Annotated in this window: 16 protein-coding genes; 10 read left to right on the top strand and 6 right to left on the bottom strand. The window is 62.8% G+C overall.

Annotated features, from left to right (window positions below):
- Positions 1-410: 410 nt before the first annotated feature.
- Positions 411-1142, bottom strand: coding sequence for a hypothetical protein (locus ACT5M9_RS01165; RefSeq protein WP_457978553.1), 732 nt, complete (start codon positions 1140-1142; stop codon positions 411-413).
- A gap of 1165 nt (positions 1143-2307) precedes the next feature.
- Between ACT5M9_RS01165 and ACT5M9_RS01160 the strand changes: the two genes are divergently transcribed.
- The 10 genes from ACT5M9_RS01160 (at position 2308) to ACT5M9_RS01115 (ending at position 17268) form a co-directional block, all read left to right on the top strand.
- Positions 2308-4281, top strand: a complete 1974-nt coding sequence (locus ACT5M9_RS01160) for an alkyl/aryl-sulfatase (RefSeq protein ID WP_438550853.1) — start codon at positions 2308-2310, stop codon at positions 4279-4281.
- Between the two features lie 406 nt (positions 4282-4687).
- Positions 4688-5671, top strand: a complete 984-nt coding sequence (pheS, locus tag ACT5M9_RS01155) for a phenylalanine--tRNA ligase subunit alpha (RefSeq protein WP_438550854.1) — start codon at positions 4688-4690, stop codon at positions 5669-5671.
- A 12-nt stretch (positions 5672-5683) separates the two neighbouring features.
- A complete protein-coding gene (pheT, locus tag ACT5M9_RS01150) occupies positions 5684-8071 on the top strand; it encodes a phenylalanine--tRNA ligase subunit beta (protein ID WP_457978554.1) in 2388 nt (795 codons plus the stop codon).
- Between the two features lie 3 nt (positions 8072-8074).
- Entirely contained in the window at positions 8075-8371 is a 297-nt protein-coding gene (ihfA, locus tag ACT5M9_RS01145) for an integration host factor subunit alpha (protein ID WP_005300715.1), read from the top strand.
- A gap of 54 nt (positions 8372-8425) precedes the next feature.
- Complete coding sequence (locus tag ACT5M9_RS01140; RefSeq protein ID WP_457980555.1) at positions 8426-12361, top strand: ATP-binding protein; 3936 nt, start codon at positions 8426-8428, stop codon at positions 12359-12361.
- Between the two features lies 1 nt (position 12362).
- Positions 12363-13607: a response regulator gene (locus tag ACT5M9_RS01135; protein ID WP_457978556.1), complete on the top strand. Its 1245-nt coding sequence runs from the start codon at positions 12363-12365 to the stop codon at positions 13605-13607.
- Positions 13604-14218, top strand: a complete 615-nt coding sequence (locus ACT5M9_RS01130) for a GNAT family N-acetyltransferase (RefSeq protein ID WP_457978557.1) — start codon at positions 13604-13606, stop codon at positions 14216-14218. Before ACT5M9_RS01135 ends, ACT5M9_RS01130 begins: the two co-directional genes overlap by 4 nt.
- A gap of 70 nt (positions 14219-14288) precedes the next feature.
- Positions 14289-15062 (top strand): Sir2 family NAD+-dependent deacetylase, encoded by a 774-nt coding sequence (gene cobB / locus ACT5M9_RS01125; RefSeq protein WP_457980556.1) that lies wholly within the window; start codon positions 14289-14291, stop codon positions 15060-15062.
- An 86-nt stretch (positions 15063-15148) separates the two neighbouring features.
- The gene (locus ACT5M9_RS01120; protein ID WP_457978559.1) at positions 15149-15625 is read left to right on the top strand and encodes a putative pterin-binding protein; all 477 of its coding nucleotides are present in this window, start codon (positions 15149-15151) and stop codon (positions 15623-15625) included.
- Positions 15622-17268 carry a GGDEF domain-containing protein gene (locus tag ACT5M9_RS01115; RefSeq protein WP_457978561.1) on the top strand — a complete coding sequence of 549 codons (1647 nt, stop codon included), beginning with the start codon at positions 15622-15624 and terminating at the stop codon, positions 17266-17268. Before ACT5M9_RS01120 ends, ACT5M9_RS01115 begins: the two co-directional genes overlap by 4 nt.
- Positions 17269-17361: 93 nt before the next feature.
- On the opposite strand, the gene ACT5M9_RS01110 is transcribed toward ACT5M9_RS01115, so the two are convergent.
- The 5 genes from ACT5M9_RS01110 to rbsA all read right to left on the bottom strand — a co-directional run bounded on the left by ACT5M9_RS01110 (position 17362) and on the right by rbsA (position 22844).
- Positions 17362-18372 (bottom strand): substrate-binding domain-containing protein, encoded by a 1011-nt coding sequence (locus ACT5M9_RS01110; RefSeq protein WP_457978562.1) that lies wholly within the window; start codon positions 18370-18372, stop codon positions 17362-17364.
- The gene (gene rbsK, locus ACT5M9_RS01105; RefSeq protein WP_457978563.1) at positions 18372-19304 is read right to left on the bottom strand and encodes a ribokinase; all 933 of its coding nucleotides are present in this window, start codon (positions 19302-19304) and stop codon (positions 18372-18374) included. Before rbsK ends, ACT5M9_RS01110 begins: the two co-directional genes overlap by 1 nt.
- Positions 19305-19436: 132 nt before the next feature.
- Complete coding sequence (rbsB, locus tag ACT5M9_RS01100; protein ID WP_438550864.1) at positions 19437-20312, bottom strand: ribose ABC transporter substrate-binding protein RbsB; 876 nt, start codon at positions 20310-20312, stop codon at positions 19437-19439.
- Positions 20313-20346: 34 nt separating this feature from the next.
- A complete protein-coding gene (rbsC, locus tag ACT5M9_RS01095; RefSeq protein WP_349922308.1) occupies positions 20347-21315 on the bottom strand; it encodes a ribose ABC transporter permease in 969 nt (322 codons plus the stop codon).
- Complete coding sequence (gene rbsA / locus ACT5M9_RS01090; protein WP_457978565.1) at positions 21312-22844, bottom strand: ribose ABC transporter ATP-binding protein RbsA; 1533 nt, start codon at positions 22842-22844, stop codon at positions 21312-21314. The genes rbsC and rbsA overlap by 4 nt, the downstream gene beginning before the upstream one ends.
- Positions 22845-22888: the final 44 nt, after the last annotated feature.

Here is a 22888-nt window from a genome sequence, read left to right as displayed (position 1 = left end):
CTTTGTTTTCATGGCAGAGGCATAGAACCTTACTGATGATCCGTCTGCTCGCGTAAAGTACACCATCCCCAATATATTCAATGAGTTACATTTCCAGCGTAGCTATCCAAAGTCCCACCAAACTGTAAAACCCCGCAAAAAAGCTCCTTCTTTGCAGATCCTCAACGCCCTGCGGATCCTTGATGGGGCGGGGTCTGGGCATGGGGTTTTGCGGTAATTCACTTTTGCAAAAAAATTTATTGGTGCGGCAGGGGGCTGTGAGGGTGTATAGGCTTCACGTATGATGCAGCGCTGCCCGACGGTGTCTCTTCATGCGGCACACTTCCCTGGCCATGTCCAGGCACCGTTAGGCAGATAGAATAAGGCCCCATATCGTGGGGCCTTTGCTATTTGGAACACGCCTACAGAACTCAGAGAGACTGCAATGCAATGGTCGCGCTCTGGGAGTTTTGCTGGCTGTCAGCATCCATCCAAACCCACTGCGAACCGTCCCCTTGCAGGTTTTCGGTAATGCTCTGGATTTGCGACGTTGTGATCATCACAGCACCGCTTTCACTGGCGGTCGGTCCCATCTTGGTGATCTGCCCTTTGAGGAGACCGTTGGATGTCTCGTTGACAACGAACACGGTCGCCTTGTCTTGCCGGAATTGGCAAGAGATGAATTGAGTGATGGAGCTCGCGATCGTCAGGTTCATCCACTTTGACGGCGGGACTGCATAGTAGCGGGTGTACTTGTTAAAGGGGACGGGATCACCATTGGCCTGCAGCGGCTGATTATTCAAACCGGCGGTATTGGTCGGCATGCTGACGCTTCCCAACCACAGGTCGACTTGAGCGATCCCGCTGTTGCTGGGCAGAGATACGGAAATGGTTTGGGTATCACTGCCAGACACGAATCCCATAGACGCCAGGCCGGCATTGGCTGTCGTGCCAGGAACGGTGATTTGGCACGGAGGTTGACTGTTACTCCAGACAACGTTCACCAGAGCGTTGTTGTCGTTCTGGGCAGAATTATAGATAAAAATCCCGTACAGCTGTTCCGGGCGCAACACGGTGCAGGTGGCGGTATCACCGGCTTTGAGGGTGATACGTTGCCCGCCGTTCCAGTTGATCTGGGATGCTGCGATAGCGATGCTTTCCATGGTATTTCCTTTTCCTGAATAAAAATTAAGGGGGATACCGCGTAGCTACATCTCTACTTCCGCTTCACGTGAAAAAGAGATTAGAGGGTGGGCTTCGAATGGATCAAGTTTTCGGGGGTTGGTTTTGACAAGGTTGTCATTAATGACAGTGGGCATTAAAAATGGCACAAAAAATCATAGTGTTTGATTTATTGAAAATCACATTAAAATCAATTTGATAAGCTCTCCAAAGTTGATCGTCAAGGTGCTCCTTATTCAATGATAGGAGAGAGCTGGCTGGCCAACTGCTTGGCCTGTTGGCTTTGTTCGGTCATGGTTGCGCTGTTCCCTGCTACTGGCCCGTTGTCGTGGATATGGCTGCGGCCAGCTGTTCCACCACCTTCATCAACTGCAGCAACAGCCGGAAGATGTTCACGCTATCTGTTCCCACCCAAGAGCGGGGCGTTTCTAGGTGTTGCAGTTCGCCAGCGACCGCCCGGCGCAGTTGACGCAACACCTAGACCAGATCCCCCTCAGTGGTCTGGCTCATGTTACCCAGATTCGCCAGGGTGAGGTCGTCGCCGGCCAGCAGGTCGATGGCACCCTGCGTCTCGATGAGCTTGAGCCTGCCCATCTCCTCGGTGTTGGGCCATCTGCAGCTGATGCTGGCTATGTTCCCCAAGGCAGTTATTACCCCAACCTATGTCGTTAGAGGGACTTTCCAGTGTCCACCAGTCATAGGCAAGTCACTGATTTAAATCTAAGTCGTTGTCTTACATAGCGATAAATACAGGATTAGGCTTCCTTTTTTTGGTTTTCATCTGTATCGGTGCAAACCGATGACATTTTTTGTCGTGGTGGGGGTGATCAAGCGGATGGCTATTTCGGTGATCTCTTTCCTGTCTCGATCTCGCGCATTCCCTCTGCACTCCCATGCTCCAATCCACGCCAGCCCCTATGCTGGTTGGCTTTCCCGCCTCCCTGATCCGTTTTCTCCCTCTTTGACCACGGCTTTCGCGTTGTCAGCTACCCTTTACGTTTCGTACATAAAACAACCTACTGTTTTATCTGTAAATAGTTGATTAAAAAACAATATCGAGTGAGTCTGGATCGGCTAGAGTATTTATGCCCAGAGAAAAACAAACGTTTACAACAGGGAGTGCACATGAAACCCATGCAAAGAAAAATGAAACCCCTTTTCGTCAAACTGGTGTTGGCTGGCTTGGTGACTAGCCTGTCCCTGCCGAGCCTGGCGGCGGAGGATCTGCGCAAGGAGGCCGCGGCCGCCACTCAGGCCGCCAACGACAAGCTGCTGACAGAGTTGCCGTTTGCGGACAAGACCGACTTCGAGAATGCCAACAAGGGCTTCATTGCCGCCCTGCCGTCGGCCCCCATCAAGGGGGAGGCGGGTAACCTCATCTGGGATCCACAGAAGTACGGCTTCATCAAGGAGGGGGAGAAGGCCCCCGCCACCGTCAACCCCAGCCTCTGGCGCCAGTCCCAGCTGATCAACATCAGCGGCCTGTTCAAGGTGACGGATGGCATCTACCAGGTGCGTAACCTGGACTTGTCCAACATGACCATCATAGAGGGCAAGGAGGGGCTCACCCTGGTGGATCCCCTGGTCTCTGCGGAGACTGCCAAGATAGCCCTGGATCTCTACTACGAGCATCAGGGCAAGAAACCGGTCAAGGCCGTGATCTACACCCACAGCCACGTGGATCACTACGGCGGCGTGCGCGGTGTGGTCGACGAGGCCGACGTGAAGGCCGGCAAGGTGAAGATCTACGCACCGGAGGGCTTCATGGAAGCCGCGGTTGCCGAGAACATCATGGCGGGCAACGTCATGAGCCGCCGCGCCAGCTACATGTATGGTAACCTGCTGCCGGCGGACGAAAAGGGCCAGGTCGGTGCCGGCCTCGGCACCACCACCTCGGCGGGGACTGTGACCCTGATCGCCCCCACCGACATCATCACCAAGACCGGCCAGAAAGAGGTCATCGACGGGCTGACCTATGAGTTCATGATGGCGCCGGGCTCGGAGGCTCCGTCCGAGATGCTCTGGTACATCGAGGAGAAGAAGGCCATCTCCGCCGCCGAGGATGCGACCCACACCCTGCACAACACCTATTCCCTGCGCGGCGCCAAGATCCGCGAGCCGCTGCCCTGGTCCAAGTACCTGAACCAGGCGCTCTCCATGTGGGGTGACAAGGCCGAGGTGATGTTTGCCCAGCACCACTGGCCAACCTGGGGCAACAAGGAGGTCACCACCCTGCTCAAGTCCCAGCGCGACCTCTATCGCTATATCAACGACGAGACCCTGCGCCTGGCCAACATGGGTTACACCCGTGACGAGATCGCCGAGCAGTTCAAGCTGCCGGACACCCTGGCCAACACCTGGGCCAACCGCGGCTACTACGGCTCCATCAGCCACAACGTGAAGGCCACCTATGTGCTCTATCTGGGCTGGTTCGACGGCAACCCGGCGACCCTGAACGAGTTGTCACCGGTCGAGTCGGCCAAGAAATACGTCGAGTTCATGGGTGGCGCCGACGAGGTGCTGAAAAAGGCCAAGGCCTCCTACGACAAGGGTGAGTACCGCTGGGTCGCCCAGGTGGTGAAACACGTGGTGTTCGCGGATCCCAGCAACAAGGCGGCCAAGGAGCTCGAAGCCGATGCCCTGGAGCAGATGGGTTATCAGGCGGAATCCGGCCCGTGGCGCAACTTCTACCTGACCGGTGCCAAGGAGCTGCGCAGCGGCGTGACCCAGTTGCCAACCCCGAACACGGCGAGCCCGGACACGGTGCGGGCCATGTCGCTCGACATGTTCTTCGACTATCTGGCGGTGCGCCTGAACGGACCCAAGTCCGGGGATGCGAAGGCGGTGCTGAACTTCGACTTCGGCGACACCGGCGGCAAGTACAAGGTGGAGCTGGAGAACGGGGTGCTGAACCACACGGCCAATGCCGAGGCCAGCAACGCCGACACCACCATTACCCTGTCGCGGGATACCCTGAACAACCTGATCTTGAAGCAAACAACCCTGGAGAAGGCCGTTGCGGCGGGGGATGTGAAGATCACCGGCAGCAGCGACAAACTCAAGGAAGTGCTGGGTTATCTCGACAACTTCGAGTTCTGGTTCAACATCGTGACCCCCTGATAGGGTCTGCGTATCAGGCACTCACCCAAGGCGTGGTCAGCAGACCACGCCTTTTTTGTTTCAGTGGTCATGGCGCGGGTTGGCAAGGGGCCGCAGGGGTGAGCCGAAAAACCGGTTCCCCAGCCCAGGATCAGGGATGGTAGGGAGCCAAGTGCGATGACATGATCTCCATCACATTGATTTGGCTTTGAATTTTTAGCCTGTCTATCAGACGGTGAGGGAGGGGATGACTAGACTTGTGGGATCCGGGGGAGGGGAGTGCCTTGTCCCTGGTCATAACAAAATGATTTCTCGGGAGAAAAGCCCACCTTAACTATGGTCAGCGGACGGCCTTTTTTTGTATTATCCCCCTCTTGACCTTATTTAGCCTAAAGGCTCCTGTTCCGGGAGTGGTGACGAGGAAGACATGCAACAGCTTGAAGAAGTAGTCGGCCAGGCCAAGGCCGAAATTGAGGGCGTGAGCGACATCGCGACCCTCGACGAGATCCGGGTCAAATATCTGGGTAAAAAAGGCTTTTTTACCGAGCAGATGAAGGGCCTCGGCGCCCTCTCCGCCGAGGAGCGCCCCGCCGCGGGGGCCGTGATCAACCAGGCCAAGCAGCAGGTTCAGGATGCCCTGAACGCGTGCCGTGAAGCCCTGGAAGCCGCCGTGCTGAACCAGAAGCTGGCGGCCGAGACCATCGACATCAGCCTGCCGGGTCGTCGCATCGAAAACGGTGGCCTGCACCCTGTGACCCGCACCATAGAGCGCATAGAGCGCCTGTTTGGCGAGATGGGCTTCAAAGTGGAGCGCGGTCCCGAGATCGAAGATGGCTTCCACAACTTCGATGCCCTGAACATCCCGGCTCATCACCCGGCCCGCACCGATCACGACACCTTCTACTTCAACCCGGACCTGATGCTGCGCACCCACACCTCGGGCGTGCAGATCCGTACCATGGAGCATCAGCAGCCGCCCATCCGCATCATAGCGCCGGGCCGCGTCTATCGTAACGACTACGACATGACCCACACCCCCATGTTCCACCAGGTCGAAGGCCTGCTGGTCGACGAACATGCCAGCTTCACCGAGCTGAAGGGGATACTGCACGACTTCCTGCGCAACTACTTCGAGGAAGATCTCACCATCCGCTTCCGTCCCTCCTACTTCCCGTTCACCGAGCCGAGTGCCGAAGTGGACGTGATGGGCAAGAACGGCAAGTGGCTGGAAGTGCTGGGCTGCGGCATGGTGCACCCGAACGTGCTGCGTTCGGTCGGTATCGATCCGGAAAAATACTCCGGCTTTGCCTTCGGCATGGGCGTCGAGCGCCTGACCATGCTGCGTTACGGGGTCAACGACCTGCGTGCCTTCTTCGAAAACGACCTGCGTTTCCTCAAGCAGTTCAAGTAAGGGCGAGAGAACATGAAATTCAGTAAATCCTGGGTGATGGAGTGGGTCCGCACCGAGTTGAGTGATAACGCACTGGCCGAACAGATCACCATGGCCGGTCTGGAAGTCGACGCCATCGAGGCGGTCGCCGGTCAGTTCAACAACGTGGTGGTCGGTGAAGTGGTCGAGTGCGCCCAGCACCCGGACGCCGACAAACTGCGGGTGACCAAGGTCAACGTGGGCGAGGCCGAGCTGCTGGACATCGTCTGCGGCGCGCCGAACTGCCGCACCGGCCTGAAAGTGTGCGTGGCCAAGGTGGGTGCGACCCTGCCGGGTGACTTCACCATCAAGAAGGCCAAGCTGCGTGGCCAGCCCTCCCACGGCATGCTCTGCTCCTTCAGCGAGCTCGGCATCGAGGTGGAAGCGGACGGCATCATCGAGCTGCCAGGCGATGCCCCCATCGGCACCGATATCCGTGAATACCTGAACCTCAACGACGTCGCCATCGACGTGGACTTGACGCCGAACCGCGCCGACTGCCTCGGCATCGCGGGGCTTGCCCGCGAGATCGGCGTGCTCAACAGCGCCGACGTGGTGGAGCCGAGCTGGATCCCGGCCGCGGCCACCATAGACGCCAGCTTCCCCATCCGGGTCGAGGCGCCGGCAGATTGCCCGCGCTACCTCGGCCGCGTCATCAAGGGCTTGAACTTGAAGGCCCAGAGCCCGCTCTGGATGCAAGAGAAGCTGCGCCGTGGCGGCATTCGCTCCATCGACGCCATCGTCGACATCACCAACTTCCTGCTGCTGGAATACGGTCAGCCGATGCATGCCTTCGATCTGGCCAAGCTGGAAGGGGAACTGGTGGTGCGCCGCGCCCGTGCGGACGAGCCCATGACCCTGCTGGACGGCAACGAGGTCAAACTCAAAGAGACCACCCTCGTTATCGCCGACGCCAAGGGCCCTGCCTGCATGGCCGGCATCTTCGGCGGTGAGCGTACCGGCGTGTCCGAGAGCACCACCGATATCCTGCTGGAGTGCGCCTTCTTCGCGCCCCTCTCCATCACCGGCCGTGCCCGTGCCTATGGTCTGCACACCGATTCTTCCCACCGCTTCGAGCGCGGGGTGGATCCCGAGCTGCAAGCCAAGGTGATGGACAGAGCCACCCGTCTGCTGCTGGATATCTGCGGCGGGGAAGTGGGTCCCGTCATCGAGGTCAAGTCCGACGCCCATCTGCCGAAGGCCGCCCCCATCAAGCTGCGCCGTGCCAAGCTCGACAAGGTGATCGGCATCAGCGTGCCGGACGCCCAGGTGCTCGAGATCCTGACCCGCCTCGGCATGCAGGTGACCACAGAGGCCGATGGTTGGACCGCTCTGGCGCCCTCCTGGCGTTTCGACATCGCCATCGAGGAAGATCTCATCGAGGAAGTGGCCCGCATCTACGGCTACAACAACATCCCGAACCTGAAACCGGCCGCCTCCCTGGCCATGGTGGAGCAGGCGGAAGGCCAGGTGACCCTCAAGCGGGTGCGCGACCTGCTGGTGGATCGCGGCTTCCAGGAAGCCATCACCTACAGCTTCGTGGATCCCAAGGCCCAGCAGACCCTGTTCCCCCAGAGCGATGCCATAGTGCTGCCGAACCCCATCTCGGTCGAGATGTCCGCCATGCGGGTCTCCCTGTTCCCGGGTCTGGTACAGGCCGTGGTCTACAACCAGAATCGTCAGCAGGGCCGGGTGCGTCTGTTCGAGCAGGGCCTGCGCTTCATCAAGGATGCCAATGCCGAGAACGGCATCCGTCAGGAGCCCATGCTGGCCGGCATCATCACCGGCAACCAGAGCGACGAGCACTGGGACATCAAGAGCCGCGGCAGCGACTTCTTTGATCTGAAAGGGGATCTGGAAGCGGTGCTGGATCTGACCGCCGAGGGCGCGACCTTCAGCTTCGAGCGTACCGAGCACAGCGCCCTGCACCCGGGCCAGAGCGCGGCCATACTGCGCAATGGCGTCGTCATCGGTCACATCGGTGTCATCCACCCGAGCCTCGACAAGAAGCTGGGTCTCAAGTCCCGGGCCATCATGTTCGAGCTGGAACTGGACAAGCTGATCCCGGCCAAGGTGCCGGTTGCGACCGAGGTTTCCCGCTTCCCGGCGAACCGTCGCGACATCGCCGTGGTGGTAGACAGTCAAGTTCTGGCCGGTGATGTCCTGGCAGTAATTAAAAAAGTTGGCGGAAATCAGTTAGTTGGAATAAACTTGTTCGACGTATATCAGGGTGCTGGTATGGCCGAGAACAAGAAGAGTCTGGCTATCAGCCTGGTGTTGCAAGACGCCCAGCGCACCCTGGAGGAGAAAGAGATCGCCGAGACCGTGGACAATGTCGTGCGGGCCCTCGGTGAAGAGTTGAATGCATCCTTGAGGGATTGATCTATGGCGCTTACCAAAGCCGACATTGCAGAGCACCTGTTCACCCAGCTCGGGATGAGCAAGCGTGAAGCCAAAGACATGGTGGAAGCCTTCTTTGAGGAAATCAGACAAGCGCTCGAGCGCGGTGAACAAGTCAAGATTTCAGGCTTCGGTAATTTTGACCTTCGTGAGAAGAATCAGCGTCCCGGACGTAACCCCAAGACGGGCGAGGATATTCCCATCAGCGCCCGCCGCGTGGTGACCTTTCGGCCTGGCCAGAAGCTCAAGGCCAGGGTAGAAAATGTTGAACCCAACGAGTAATAGAAAGCCAGGCAGATGCCTGGCTTTTGCATTTCGATGACAAAAATACACCTGCTGTTGGGTGCGCTGCTGGCTCTGCCGCTGCGCGCCGCCGTACTGCCCCTGCCGCCCGTCGCCCAGGCCTATGCCGACGGCATCAGCCAGCTGACCTTCTGCTACCCAAGCCTGGAGCGCCCCCCTTATCTCGAAGGCAAGGGGGGGCTGCTCATCGATCAGATGAGCCGCCTGGCCCGGCAACTGCCGGTGCCCCTGCACTTCAAGACGCTGCCCAACTGGTCGGCGGTGGAGCAGGGCCTGCGAGATGGCCGGTGCGATCTCATTCCCCACATAGGGCCTTCCGTCGAGGCGGACTCCGGCATGGTGCTGAGCCGGGCCATGCTGGAGGCGGAATCCGCCATCCTCTATCGGGGGGATCTCGAGCATGCGGCCTTCCTGGTCTCGCCGGTCTGGCAGGCGGGGAAGGTGCTCAAACGCCTCTATCCCCACTCCACCCAGCTGCAGCTGACCGACGCCGACAACTGGTATCTGGCGCTGTTTGCAGAGAAGGGCAGCGCCTACCTCGGCGACTACCTGCAACTGCGCTACCTGATGCGGGAGTACCCGGACGAGGGGCTGCGCCTGCGCCGCCTGCGCAGCGACGATCTGGTGGTGAGCTATCGGCTGATGATGCGAGACACACCAGGGTTACTGCAGCTGATGGACACGGCGATCCGCTTCCTGCCGCCGGGCAGCCTCTATCGGGATCTGGGGCGCTATCTGCCCCAGAGCGAGCAGGACATCAACCCCCTGCATTTCACCGACAAGGAGCAGGCCTGGCTCATCGGCTCGGCCCGCACCATCAAGCTGGTGGCGGCCCCGGGCTTCATGCCCTACAGCGGCATCAATGCCCAGGGGGAGCTCATCGGCTGGAGCGATGACGTGTTGCGGCGGGTGAGCCGGCAGACGGGGCTCAGCTTCGAACTCATACCCACCGCCAGCAAGGAGGAGGCGCTGGCCAAGCTGCGCAGCGGTGAGGCGGTGATGATGGCGGGCCTGCCGGAGTCGCCGGCCCTGGGACAGGAGTTTCACTTCACCCGCGTCATGGCCATGAGCCGCTACGCCCTGGTCAGCCGCAAGCGGGGGGAATATCAGGCGCTGGATGCGGTACCCGGCCAGATCGCGGTCCCCAACTCCCTCTATGACGACAGCCAGCTCGCCCGTCTCGGGGATCACCACTGGATGCGGGTACCGGACCTGCAGCAGGGTATCCAGGCGGTGCAGGAGGGGAAGGCGGATGCCATGCTGGCGGAGCTTTACCAATTGCAATACCCCATGCGCAACAACCTCTTGGCGGATCTCGCCATCCGGGAGCTGCCGCAGACTCTGGGCCTGAGCTTCGCCATCCGCAACGATCAGCCAAGGCTTGCCGGCGTGATGGAGCAGAGTCTGATGACCATCAACGATCGGCAGGTGGATGAGCTGGTGCAGCGCTGGCATCGCCTAATCCTGAACCAGCAGGAGGGGGTCAGCTACCGCTTCTGGCTCGCCTCCGTGCTGCTGGCCCTGCTGATCAGCGGTGCCATCATCTGGCTGATCTGGCGCTCGCGCCAGCAGCTGGCCCAGGCCGCCCGCGAGCGCCAAAAGGCCGAACAGGCGCTGGCGCTGGAGAGCAAGTTCCGTGAGTCGCTGTTTCAGGCGCTGCCGGTGCCCGTGTTCCTGAGAAGCGACAAGGGGGAGATCATCAAGCGCAACAAGCGGGCCAAGCAGCTGGAGGCGCGCTATCTGGCGGATCTGGTGCTGCCAGCCCCCCAGCTGCAGGGGGGAGAGGGGGAGCTGGCCCTGCGGGATCAGGTCTACTCCTATGCCCAGATCCCGCTGCAACTGGGCAGCCAGGCGCCGGCGGGGGATCTGATCGCGCTCTCGGACATCAGCGCCCTGCGCGAGCGCACCCGCTTGCTGCGCCAGGCCGAGCGGCGGCTGCGGGCGTTGACCAATACGGTGCCCGGCGTGGTGCTGCAGTTCACCCTCAAGGAGGGCACCATAGGGCGGGTGGAATTTGTCAGCCGCGGCAGCCATGAGCTGCTGGGGCTGGCCAGCCAGCAGATCCGGCTCAACCCCAACGAGACCCTCGTCAGGCTGGCGCGCCAGGACAGGCGGGAGATGCGCGCCCCCATGCTGGCCATGTTGCTGGCGGGCCGTCCCTTCGCCCACCTGCTGCGTTACCGTCACCCGAGCAAGGGCACCCGCTGGCTGCAGTTCTCCGGCAGGGGGCGTCGGCAGGGGGAGGGATGGCGCATCTATGGGGTGGTGCAGGATGTGACCACCCGGGTCGAGCAGGAGAAGGCCCTGCAGATCTCCCACGAAGAGGCCCAGCAGGCGGTGCTGGCCAAGGGGCGCTTCCTCGCGGCCGTGAGCCATGAAATTCGCACCCCCATGAACGCCATCCTGGGGTTGCTGGAGTGGCTCGATCAGACCGAGCTCTCGGCGGAGCAGTCCTCGGTGCTGACCCACGTCAGGCAGGCGGGCAACGAGTTGCTGGGGCTGCTCAACGACGTGCTGGATTTCAGCCGCAACGAGACCCGTCAGCTGAGGCTCTCGCCGCAACCGACGGATCTGGTGGAGCTGTGCGAGCACGTGGCGGCGGTGCACTGGTCCAAGGCCCGCTCCAAGGGGCTGCAGCTTCGTCTGCACCTCGATCCCGCCCTGCCGGCCTTGCTGGAGCTGGATCCCCACAGGGTGCAGCAGGTACTGCACAACTTGCTCTCCAACGCCATCAAGTTCAGCGAACAGGGGCAGGTCATCCTCTGGGCGCGGCGCCAGGGCGAGCTGCTCTGCTGCGGCGTGGATGATGAAGGGCCGGGGATCAGTGCCGAACTGCTGCCCCGACTCTTCCTCCCCTTCGAGCAAGGGGAGGAGCCCGGCCAGCTGAGGGCCCAGGGCACCGGGCTTGGGCTCGCCATCTGCCATCAGCTGATGGAGCAGATGGGCGGTGAGATAGGCGTCGAGCCCCGGGCCTCTGGCGGCAGTCGCTTCACCTGCCGCCTCCCCTTGCGCCCCTTGCAGGAGCGGGCCCCCTGGCAACCCAGGATCCGGGAGATCAGCCTGCAACTGGTGGGGGAGGAGCGCGACTACATGCTGACCTGGCTGCAGGAGCTGGGGGTGAGGGAGAGTCCCGCGGGAGAGTGCCTGAGCACCGCCCTGGACGAGCAGGGGTTGCAGCACTGGTTCTGGCAGGAGGAGCCCTGGATCCCGGGCTCAGTAGTGACCCTGTTGCAACCCAGGCTGAGCCAGAGCCAAGAGGCGCCCAGCTCCCTGCCCGGGGCGGGCATGCGGGTGCTGCTGGTGGAAGATCACGAGGTGAATCGGGTGTTGATCAGCATGCAGCTGAGCCAGCTCGGCGCCCGGGTGCTGAGTGCGGCCAATGGGCGCCTGGCCCTGGAGCTGTTGCAGCAAGAGTCGGTGGATCTGGTGCTGACGGATCTGCAGATGCCGGTGATGGATGGCGCAGAGCTGTGCAGGCAGCTCAGAGGCAGCGAGCGTTGGCAGCATCTGCCCGTCTACGTGATCACCGCGGACTTGAGCGAACAGGCGGCGCAGCGGTTGGCTAGCTGCGGCTGCCACGGCCATCTGGACAAACCCGTCCTGCTCAAGGAGCTCGCCACCTTGCTGCGCACCGTCTCCGGCCGGGGGAACTTCACCCCCCAGGAGAGTGAGGAGCCTGCCCCCAGCTGGGTGCAGCAGGGCTTGATGCCACTGAGCGCCGACCTGGTGGCGCTCTATCTGGCCTCGACCCGCCAGGATCTCGCCGACATTGAGCGCTGTGTCACACAAGGGGACAAGGCAGCCCTCGAGACGGCTTTACACAAGATGAAGGGGGCCGCCAAAATGGTGGGGGCGGCGCCCCTGGTCCGGGTGATCGACGCCTGGCAGAAGGCTCCTGCCCAGCCCTTGGTTGAGCCCCTGACCCATGCCGTGGATGACGTCTGTCGGCAACTGAGCAAGAGAGCATGAGATGATCATCACCGAGGAAGAGTTATTAGCGCTGCTGGAGTCCGATGTGAGCCAAGAGCCGGTGTTTCACCCCGTCAGCCTCTATGCCCTTGACGCCGTCTCCTACCAGGCGGCCAAGGCGCAGGGAATACCGGATTATGCCAGCCTGCACCGCGTCCAGCCCGATCTCCACTGGCGCTGGGAGGGTACCTTCACCGCCAGCGCCATCGCCCTGTTCGATCCGGCGGCCCATGCCGGCCAACCCTATCTGCCCCGCTTGATGGCAAAGGAGCAGGGTATCTACCGGGTGACAGATCCTTGGCTGGTAGAACTGCAGGCGCGGGAGCTGCGCTGGCGTGACTGGCTGGCGGGGCTCTCCGTGCTGCTGCTCGAGGATCACCCCTTTCAGGGAGCCTGCATCGCCCAGGAGATCCAGTCCCTCGGGTTGCCCTGCCAGTGGGTACAGGATGGGGAAGCCTGCCTCAACGTGCTCGCGAAGCAGGAGGTGGGGCTGCTGGTCTGCGATCTCAGCCTGGGGGAGCAGGATGCCATCGGCTTGCTGATGGGCCAGCCTCAACACAAACAGCTGCCCATAGTGCTGCTCTCCGGTCACGATCAGACCCTGATCGACGGCGCTCGCCGGTTGCTCCACGACGCGGGTTTCAACGTGCTGGCGGCGCTGGCCAAGCCCCTGAATCACGGGGATCTGCTGCGCCAGCTCAAGACCCTCTACCTGGGACCGGCCCAGTCCCTCAGGCGGCATGGGGTGAAGCGCACCATTCGCAACTGGCAGGAGGAGGTGCTGGGCCAGATCAGCCTGATGGCGGATGCCGCCACGACCGGCCAGCCCATTTGGCTGGCCCTGAGCGGCGTGCCTCCCCATTGGGAGCCGCTCAAGGCCTGGCTGGAGCAGCACGGGCGGCGAGCCGACGAACTGACCCTGATAGTGCACAAGCGGGATCAATTGCTGAGCCGGGCGGATCGCTTCGCCCTGGTGTTGCAGGCGAGCATGGCGGGGGGACGGCTGGCGCTGCTGCTGGACAATGGCCAGCATCTGCCCTTCGAGGAGCTGGAGCGCCTGCCCTTGCGCTATCTGCTGCTGGGACCTCACTTGCTCCCCGAATTGGAGGCGATGGCGACGGATTCCCTGCTGGAGCGCTTCATCGCGCGCGCCAGGGAGCTCGGGATAGCCCTCTATATCGATGATCCCTTCAACCTGCAGGATGCGGCCCATTGGCAGGATCGCGGCATAGTGGGGCACTGGTGACCCGTTATCTCTGCTGGCCGATCGACGAGCCGCGTCTGCTGGCGGGATTCGCCGGCTGGCTGCATCCCGCCAGCCGCAGTGACTTGCCGGTCATGATGGTGGTGGGGGCGCGCGATTGCTGGTTGCGGGAGCTGGCGGGAACGGATCCCGCCCCCCTGGTGGCGGCCTACGGGCGTCTCAGCGAGCAGACGGTCTACCTGCGTTTCATGCGCCCAAAGCAGGCGCCAAGCGCCGAGCAGGTATCCTTCTTCATCGATTACCCGCGGGAAGCCCAGATTGGCTTGCTGTTGACGGACGGTGACGGCGCGCCCCTGGCGCTGGCGCAATCGATCCGGCGGCGGCGACACCCGGATCGGGCCGAGTTCTCCTGCGTGGTGGCGGATGATTTTCAGCATCAGGGGGCGGGGCGGCGCATATTGCTGGCGTTGGCCCTGCTGGCATATGGGGAGGGGATCCGGGAGTGGACCGCCGAGGTGCTGAGCCAGAACCGCCCCATGCTGAGCCTGTTGAAGGGGCTGGGATTACCGCTGACCCTGGTGACGGGGCGGGAGATGGTCTTCGTGAGGCTGGACTTGAGCGTACTCGGCAAGCTGGATCTCAATCAGGTCTAAGACCAAGGGCGAATGGGCCAGCGTCGCCCCCTGTGCTAAGGTCTGCTGGTCATCGTCAGAGGAAATCAACATAGTGCAGTCTGCCAAACATATCGTGATCCTCACCGGTGCCGGCATCTCGGCCGAGTCCGGTATCAAGACCTTCCGGGCCAGTGACGGCCTCTGGGAGGAGCACAGGGTTGAGGATGTCGCCACCCCGGAAGGCTATGCCCGGGATCCCGAGCTGGTGCAGGGCTTCTACAATGCCCGTCGCCAGCACCTGCAAAGTGCCGACATTCACCCCAATCCCGCTCACTATGCCCTGGCCCGCCTCGAACGGCTGCTGCCCGGGCGCGTGACCCTGGTGACCCAGAACATCGACAACCTGCACGGGGAGGCGGGCAGCAAGAACCTCATCCACATGCACGGTGAGCTGCTTAAGGCGCGCTGCCCGGTATCGGGTCAGGTGGTGGAGTGGCGAGGGGATCTGCATCAGGACGAGCTCTGCGCCTGCTGCCAGTTCCCGCAGCCCCTGAGGCCCCACGTGGTCTGGTTCGGGGAGATGCCCCTCGGGCTGGATCGCATCTATGCCGCCCTGGCCCAGTGTGATCTTTTCATCGCCATCGGCACCTCGGGGGCCGTCTACCCGGCGGCCGGCTTCGTCCACGAGGCGGGGCTCAACGGTGCCCATACCATAGAGCTCAATCTGGAACCGAGCGAAGTGGGCAGCCAGTTCGACGAGAAGCGCTACGGCCCGGCCTCGGTGCTGGTACCCGCCTTCGTGGACGAATTGCTGCTCTCCCTTGGGGTGCATCAGCCCAAGGCCGTCTCGGGGCATAACTGGATGGAGATGCGCGGCCCCTGACTATTGTGTTGTTGCACAGTTGCATTGATTCGCTGAAGTCGCCACACTGACCATTAAAGTATCGGGTGCAGCTGGCGCAACCTCTCATGGACATTTTGAAGCAATGGATTGCTGGTCTCCTGCTGGTGCTGATCACATTCGGCGCCCAGGCCTCTTCCCCCCTGTTGCAGCTGGCACTGGCTGACAAGCAGGTCATCACCTTGGACGAAGCGGCGCTGGCGGTCCTGCCAGAGACCGAGTTCGAGACGGCCACTCCCTGGACCACGGGCGTGCACCGTTACCGTGGCCCGACCCTGGCATCCGTGCTGGCGGCGCAGGGCGTCAAGCAGGCGCGCCTCATCGAGGCGGTCGGTCTCAACGGCTATCGCCAGCAACTGGATCTCTCCCTGTTTGCCGGGGTTCCCCTGACCCTGGTGCGGTTTGAGGATGACAAGCCACTGACCCGCCGCAACAAGGGGCCGCTCTGGCTGTTGATGCCCTTCTCCGCCTATCCGAAACTCGATGTCTCCGCCATCCATAGCTGCATGGTGTGGCAAGTTGTCCGCATCGAGGTCATCCAATGAGTCGTCGCCAGCGCCATAACCTGCTGCTGGCCGCCATCTCCTTGCTGTTTCTGTTCTCCTCTGTGTGGGGGCTCTTCCTCCAGAATCGCCATGAACAGCTTGTCGACATCTTCTATCGCAACACCCACTGGAATATCAGCCAGGCCATGCTGGAGTCCCAGCGCTTCCTGTTCGACCTGCGGCTCTATCGGGCGGGCAAGCTCGGCATGGAGACCCTGAGCCTGGATTACGATCTGCTGTGGAACCGGCTGGACGTGTTTCTCATCAGCAGTGAGACCGCCGATGCCCGCGCTCGCCACGGCCTTGGCGAGGTGCTGGCGCAACTGTTCGCCCAGATCAAGCTGCTGGAACCCCAGATGCAGGCTGGGGTACTGCAGGAAGGGGCCGCTCTGGACAGGACCGAAGCCAGGATCGCGGAGCTGACCCGTCAGGTGGAGCAGATAGGGGAGCAGATCCTCTCGGGCCAGGAGCGGGAGGCCTCGGTCAATCAGTTGCGTCAGAGCCTGTTCTGGCTGCAGATCTGGCAACTCCTGCTGCTGGTGACCGGGGGCATACTGGTGTTTGCCCTCATTCGCACCAACTTGCAAAACCGCAGGCTCTCCCTGCTCGATCCCATGACGCGTCTCGGCAACCGCCGCGCCCTGCAGGGGCAGCTGCGCCAATCGCTGCTCAAGAGCCGTGCCCTCGGGCTGGTGGTGCTGGATCTTAAGCGCTTCAAACAGGTCAATGATCAGCTCGGCTATCAGGTGGGTGATCGCCTGCTGCAGACGGTGGCGGCCAAGTTGAGGCAGGCCCACCCCAACCGGGCCTATCGGCTGGGGGGGGACGAATTCGCGGTGATCCTGCACGGGGATCTGCCGCGGCTGGAATCCCAGATGATCGCCCTGCACGATCTCTTGCGCTTCGAGTTCGTCACCCGGGAGAGCAGCTTCGACCTCGCCTGTCGCTTCGGGGTGGCCCTGGCCGACGGGGTGGGGGATGCGAACCTGTTGCAGGAGCAGGCGATCCTGGCCCTCAATCAGGCCAAACGGGACAACCAATCCCTGATCTGGTTCCAGCCCGCCATGCAGGAGGCGCTCAAGCGGGATCACCAGCAGCTGCAGCTGCTGCGTAATTGGCTGGCGGGCAACGGGCTTGCGCCGCTGGAGAGCGTCTTTGAGGATCTCGAGGATGAGAACGGTCTACCCGTGGCGGCCATCCGCCTGCGCTGGCGAGTGGGGCAGCAGGCGTGCGCCATGGGCTGGATGCAGGAGCGGGGCATACTGGGACCCGTGGTCTCGCGGCTCCTCTCCGATGCCGTCGGTCCCTTGCCGCTGATGCTGGAACTGGAGCAGCAGGGACAACTGGCCCATCTGCTTGCCTATTTACCGCTCTTGCCCGCTGGTGCCGTGATCCTGGCGTTGCCCACCCTGAGCGATGATCCTGAACTGCTGGCCAAGCTGCAACAAAGTGGCTGCGTGCTGGCGCTGAGGGAGCTTGGCAGCCGCACGCCGGATCTGCTGCGGGCCGGTTGGCCCCTGCGCTACTGGTTGCCGACGAGCGGCGAGCACGACATTCTGCTGCAGCCTCTGGCGCAGCGACTCGGGTTGCAACGGCTGAGCCACGCCAGGGTAAGCGCCAAGCTGGACGAGTTGATGGGCTAGAGGCTGCTCATTCGGATGGGGCGCACGATAGCCAGCGATTCACGAAAAAGGCGACCCAAGGGGCGCCTTTTTAGGTCCTACGCGTGCAGGCGCTTATGGACGGGGGTAGGGGGCGCAGGAGGCGCGGATCACCAGATCCGGCTCCACGGTGATCAGCCGGTTGTCGATGGACTCGCTGTTGATGCGCGCCAGCAGCCGGGTGACCGCGAGGCGACCCAGCTCCTCCTTGGGCTGGTTGATGGTGGTCAGCGGTGGCGACATGTACTGGGCCAGGGCCACGTTGTCATAGCCCACCAGGGAGAGATCACGGGGGATGTGCAGGCCCGCCTGATGGGCCGCGCTGATGGCCCCCATGGCCATCATGTCGTTGCACACGAACAGAGCGCTCGGCCGACTGGGCTGACTGAGCAGCCGCACCATGGCGTCGTGGCCGCTGGCACAGTCGAAATCCCCCTCCTGGATCCAGGCCGGATTGATGGCCAGTCCCGCCTCCTGCATCGCCCGGGCGAAACCGGCGAGGCGCTGATCGGCGGGTGCGCGGTCGTGGGGGCCCGTGATGCAGCCGATCTCCCTGTGGCCCAGCGCCAGCAGGTGGCGGGTGGCCAGATAGCCCCCCTGATGGGAGTTGTCGGCGATGAGATCCACCTCGCGGCTCTCCATGCCCCAGTCCATCACCACCACCGGCAGGCTCTTGAGCCAGTCGAGCTGATTGAACACCTCCTGCTGGCCCTCGCTGCACATGATGAGCAGGCCATCGACCCGTTTCCTCAGCATCATCTTGAGGTAGGAGAGGGCCGTCTCGGCCTGACCCTCTGTGTTGCCGAGCATCAGGTTGTAGCCCTGCTCGAAGCAGTAGCGCTCCACCCCGCGCACCACCTCCGCGAAGAAGGGGTTGCTGGAGGTGGTGACCAGCATGCCGATGCTGTTGGTCTCCTTCACCTTGAGGCTGCGGGCCACCAGGCTGGGGGCATAGTTGAGGGCCTGCATGGCGGCAAACACCCGCTCCCGGGTCTCTTCGGCCACGAAGCGGGTCTCGTTGATGACGTGGGAGACCGTGGTGGTGGAGACCCCGGCCCGGGCGGCCACTTCCTTGATGTTCGCCATCAGCGACCCTGAACCGCTTGGGCCTGCAGGAAGGCGTTGACCTCGGCCTTGGTCGGGATGGAGCTCTGGGCCCCCAGACGGGTGACCGAGAGGGCTGCCGCGCCGTGGGCGAAGCGCACCGCTGCGTTAAAATCTGCTCCCGCGAGCTCGGCCGCCAGCAGGGCGCCGTTGAAGGTATCCCCGGCGGCTGTGGTATCCACCGCCTCGACTCGGAAGCCCGGCACCAGGATCTGGCGATCAGGGTTGCTGCAATAGACCCCTTGTGAGCCCAGGGTGATCATCACCTCCCTAATGCCCATCTGATGGAAGCGGGCGGCCGCCTCGGCGGCGCTGTGCTCGTCGGTCACCCGGATCCCGGTCAGCAGCTCGGCCTCGGTCTGGTTCGGGGTGATGAGATCCACAAGGGCCAGCAGCTCGGCCGACAGCGGCCGGGCCGGGGCCGGGTTCAGCACCACCCGGGTGCCGTGGGCGCGAGCCAGACGGGCGGCTTCGTACACGCTCTCAAGCGGCACTTCCAGCTGCAACAGCAGGGTGTGGGCGGCGGCTATCATGGACTCGTGCTCCCTGACCATGGTGGGGGAGAGGGCGCCGTTGGCCTCGGCGGAGATGCCGATGCTGTTCTCCCCCTCATCGCTCACATAGATGATGGCGATGCCGGTGGGGAGGGCCGTGTCGAGGATCACGGCGCTGACGTCTATGCCGTCGTTGGCGAAGCCATCGCGCATCTGGCGGCCGATGGCGTCATCCCCGACCCGGGCGATAAAGGAGACTTCTGCACCTAACCGGGCGGCGGCCACCGCCTGATTGGCGCCCTTGCCGCCGGGGACAATCTGGTATCCGTGGCCGGTCAGGGTCTCACCGGGGCGGGGAAAGTGGGGGACGCGCAGCACATGGTCCGCATTGACACTGCCGAGCACAACGAGACGATTCATATCAGTCACCCTTGGTTGAGAACATCTTGGCTTGAGTGGGCCCAAGCCGGGAGGTTCTGCTGGAGCACGGTGCGGTTGACACCGAGCGCCAAAGACTCGACGAGGGGGAGGCGAGCCTCCCCCTCCACGCACTTATTTGCTGACGATCTGCAGGGGTACCGGGATGGATTGCTCCACCGGCTGGCCCTTGAGCACCTTGTCGGCGGTTTCCACGCCGATGGCACCGATCAGCGCCGGCTGCTGGGCCACGGTGGCGGCCAGTTTACCCTTGGCGACGGCGGCCTTGCCATCGTCCGTGCCGTCGAAGCCGACGATCATCACCTCTTTGCCGGCCGCTTGCACGGCGCGGATGGCACCCAGCGCCATCTCGTCATTCTGGGCGAACACCGCCTGCACGCTCGGGTGAGCGGCCATCAGGTTCTCCATGACGTTCAGGCCCTTGGTGCGATCGAAGTCGGCAGGCTGGGAGGCCAGCACCTGCAGCTTGTTGGCGGCCACCGCCAGGGCGAAGCCTTCACCGCGGTCACGGGCGGCTGAGGTACCGGCGATCCCTTCGAGCTGGATCACCTTGGCGCCGGTGCCGAGCTTCTCGGTGATGAAGTCGCCGGCCAGCTTGCCGCCCGCCACGTTGTCGGAGGCGATATGGGCCTTGACCTCACCCTGGGCGGCGCCGCGGTCCAGGGTCAGCACCGGGATCTTGGCCTTGTTGGCCAGGCGAATGGCGTTGCCCACTGCTTCGGAGTCGGTCGGGTTGATCAGGATGGCGTTGACCTTGCGCACGGTGAGATCTTCCACGTTGGAGAGCTCCTTGGCCGGGTCATTCTGGGAGTCCAGCACCACCAGGGTGTAGCCGAGCTCCTTGGCCTTGGCCTCGGCCCCTTCCTTCATGGTGACGAAGAAGGGGTTGTTGAGGGTGGAGACCACCATGGCCAGGGTGTTGTCGGCGGCGTGGGCCGTGCCCAGCACGGACATGATGGCGGCGGCGAGCAGGGTATTGAGCTTTTTCATCGTTTCATTCCTTGTGTGTGCGTGGTTAACGTTCTTATCGGGTGCTTTTGTTGTCGATCATCACGGCGAGCAGGATCACGCTGGCCTTGGCAATCATCTGGTAATAGGAGGAGACGTCGAGCAGGTTCAGGGCGTTGTTGAGGAAGCCGATGATGAGGGCGCCGATCAGGGTCCCCATGATGCGACCCTTGCCCCCCATCAGGCTGGTGCCACCCAGTACCACGGCGGCGATGGCGTCCAGCTCATAGCCCATGCCGGCGGTCGGCTGGGCGGACGACAGGCGGGAGGTGACGATGAGGCCGGCCAGGGCCGCGAGGGCGCCACAGAGGCCGTAGACCGCGAGCTTGACCCTGTCCACGTTGATGCCGGAGAGGCGGGTGGCGGACTCGTTGCCGCCGAGGGCGTAGATGTAGCGGCCGAGGCGGGTATGGTTGAGCATGAACCAGGCCAGCAGGAAGACGATGGCCATCAGCCAGATGGGGGCGGGCAGGCCGAACAGGTAGCCGGTCCCGAGCCAGGCGAAGTGATCCGCCCCGTCGCTGAAACCGGTGGAGATGGGACGCCCCTCGGTGTAGACCATGGTCACGCCGCGCAGGGCAGTCATGGTCACCAGGGTGGCGATGAAGGCCTGCACCTTGCCCTTGGCGATGATGAGGCCGCTGATGCTGCCGAGCACGGCGCCAGCCCCTATGGTGAGGGGGACCACCAGCCAGATGGGCAGCTCCATGGCCACCAGGGTCGCTGCCAGGGCGCCGCACAGGGCCAGCACCGAGCCCACCGAGAGGTCGATGCCACCGGTCAGGATGACCAGCGTCATGCCGACGGCGATGATGGCGTTGACCGAGGTCTGGCGCAGTATGTTGAGCAGGTTGTCGGCGGTGAAGAAGTTCGGGCTCAGGAAGGAGACCACACCGATCAGCACCAGGAGGGCGACCAGGGATTTGTTCTCGATCCACCACGCCTTGCTCATGAGACCGCGGCGGGGAAGGGTTTGGGTTGTCATCGTTGTGCCTCTTGCTCTGCTTGCCACTGTTTGCCCACGGCGGCCGCCATCAGTTTCTCCTGATTGGCGTCCTGGGTGTTAAATTCTGCGCTGATGCGCCCTTCGTGCATCACCAGGATGCGGTCGCTCATGCCGAGCACTTCCGGCATCTCGGAGGAGACCAGGATGATGCTCATCCCCTCCTTCTTGAACTGGTTGATGAGCTGATAAATTTCCTTCTTGGCCCCCACGTCCACGCCGCGGGTGGGCTCGTCCAGGATCAGCACCTTGGGACGGGTGAGCAGCCCCTTGGCGATGGCCACCTTCTGCTGGTTGCCGCCGGAGAGCAGCTTGATGAGCTGTTCGCTGCTGGGGGTCTTGATGTTGAACAGACGCACGTAATCGGCCACCGCCTGGCGCTCCGCCTTGCCGTCGATCTTGCCGCTCTTGTTGAACTCGTTTAAGGCGCACAGGCTCATGTTTTCACGCACCGAGAGCTCCAGCACCAGGCCATCCCCCTTGCGATCCTCGGAGATGTAGGCGATGCCGGCCCGCAGCCCGTCGGCGGGGCTGCGGGGTTGCAAGTCATGACCATCCACCTGGATCTGACCACCCGTGATGTTGCTGGCGCCGTAGATGAGCTTCATCAGCTCGGTGCGGCCAGATCCCATGAGGCCGCTGAAGCCCAGGATCTCCCCCTGACGCAGGGTGAAGCTCACCCCTTGCACGCCGGGGCCCGCCAGATCCCGCACCTGCAAGCTGACGGGGCCGAGCTCGCGCTTGAGGCGCGGATACTGCTCCTCCAGCCGGCGGCCCACCATCATCTCGATGATCTTGTCTTCATCGAGCTCGCTCACGGACGCCTGGCCTATCCACTTGCCGTCCCGCAACACGGTGACCTGATCGCAGATCTGGAAGATCTCTTTCAGGCGGTGGGAGATGTAGACGATGCCGCAGCCCTGCTCGCGCAGCTCGCGGATGACCGCAAACAGCTGATCGGTCTCGGTGTCGGTGAGGGCGTCCGTGGGCTCATCCATGATGATGACGCTGGCATCGAACGACAGCGCCTTGGCGATCTCCACCATCTGCTGCTCGCCGATGGAGAGATCCCCGAGCCGGGTATCCGGGCCGTGCTTGACCCCGAGGCGCGCCAGCAGGGCGCTCGCCCGCTCCCGCAGTTGCTTGTGATCGATGTTGCCGAAGCGGGTGCGCGGCTCGCGGCCGAGGAAGATGTTGGCGGCGATGGAGAGCTCGGGCAGCAGGTTCAGCTCCTGGTGAATGATGCTGATCCCCTGATCCTGAGAGTCGCGCGGTCCCTTGAAGTGAACCGACTGGCCACGATAGCTGATGCTGCCCGCGTCGGCCTGATAGATGCCGGTCAGCACCTTCATCAGGGTCGACTTGCCGGCGCCGTTTTCACCGAGCAGGGCCATCACCTGACCCGGATAGACCCGCAGGCCCGCCTCATCGAGGGCGCGCACCCCGGGGAAGGTCTTGACGATCCCGGTGAGCTCCAGAATGGGCGAGGGGACCGAGGAGGTTGTGCTCATTTGCAGCTTCCTTTGAGGGCTGGTTTGAGGGCCATGTCTGGCCG

Source organism: Aeromonas sp. AE23HZ002T15 (genome assembly GCF_054165525.2).
Note: the sequence above shows the minus strand (reverse complement) of the source record. Positions and strands in the feature narration are given on the sequence as shown.

Coding starts and splice junctions, on each gene's coding strand:
- ACT5M9_RS01165 (WP_457978553.1), bottom strand. CDS start 1,142: ATGGAAAGCATCGCTATCGCAGCATCCCAGATCAACTGGAACGGCGGG.
- ACT5M9_RS01160 (WP_438550853.1), top strand. CDS start 2,308: ATGAAACCCCTTTTCGTCAAACTGGTGTTGGCTGGCTTGGTGACTAGC.
- pheS (WP_438550854.1), top strand. CDS start 4,688: ATGCAACAGCTTGAAGAAGTAGTCGGCCAGGCCAAGGCCGAAATTGAG.
- pheT (WP_457978554.1), top strand. CDS start 5,684: ATGAAATTCAGTAAATCCTGGGTGATGGAGTGGGTCCGCACCGAGTTG.
- ihfA (WP_005300715.1), top strand. CDS start 8,075: ATGGCGCTTACCAAAGCCGACATTGCAGAGCACCTGTTCACCCAGCTC.
- ACT5M9_RS01135 (WP_457978556.1), top strand. CDS start 12,363: ATGATCATCACCGAGGAAGAGTTATTAGCGCTGCTGGAGTCCGATGTG.
- ACT5M9_RS01120 (WP_457978559.1), top strand. CDS start 15,149: ATGGACATTTTGAAGCAATGGATTGCTGGTCTCCTGCTGGTGCTGATC.
- ACT5M9_RS01115 (WP_457978561.1), top strand. CDS start 15,622: ATGAGTCGTCGCCAGCGCCATAACCTGCTGCTGGCCGCCATCTCCTTG.
- ACT5M9_RS01110 (WP_457978562.1), bottom strand. CDS start 18,372: ATGGCGAACATCAAGGAAGTGGCCGCCCGGGCCGGGGTCTCCACCACC.
- rbsK (WP_457978563.1), bottom strand. CDS start 19,304: ATGAATCGTCTCGTTGTGCTCGGCAGTGTCAATGCGGACCATGTGCTG.
- rbsB (WP_438550864.1), bottom strand. CDS start 20,312: ATGAAAAAGCTCAATACCCTGCTCGCCGCCGCCATCATGTCCGTGCTG.
- rbsC (WP_349922308.1), bottom strand. CDS start 21,315: ATGACAACCCAAACCCTTCCCCGCCGCGGTCTCATGAGCAAGGCGTGG.
- rbsA (WP_457978565.1), bottom strand. CDS start 22,844: ATGAGCACAACCTCCTCGGTCCCCTCGCCCATTCTGGAGCTCACCGGG.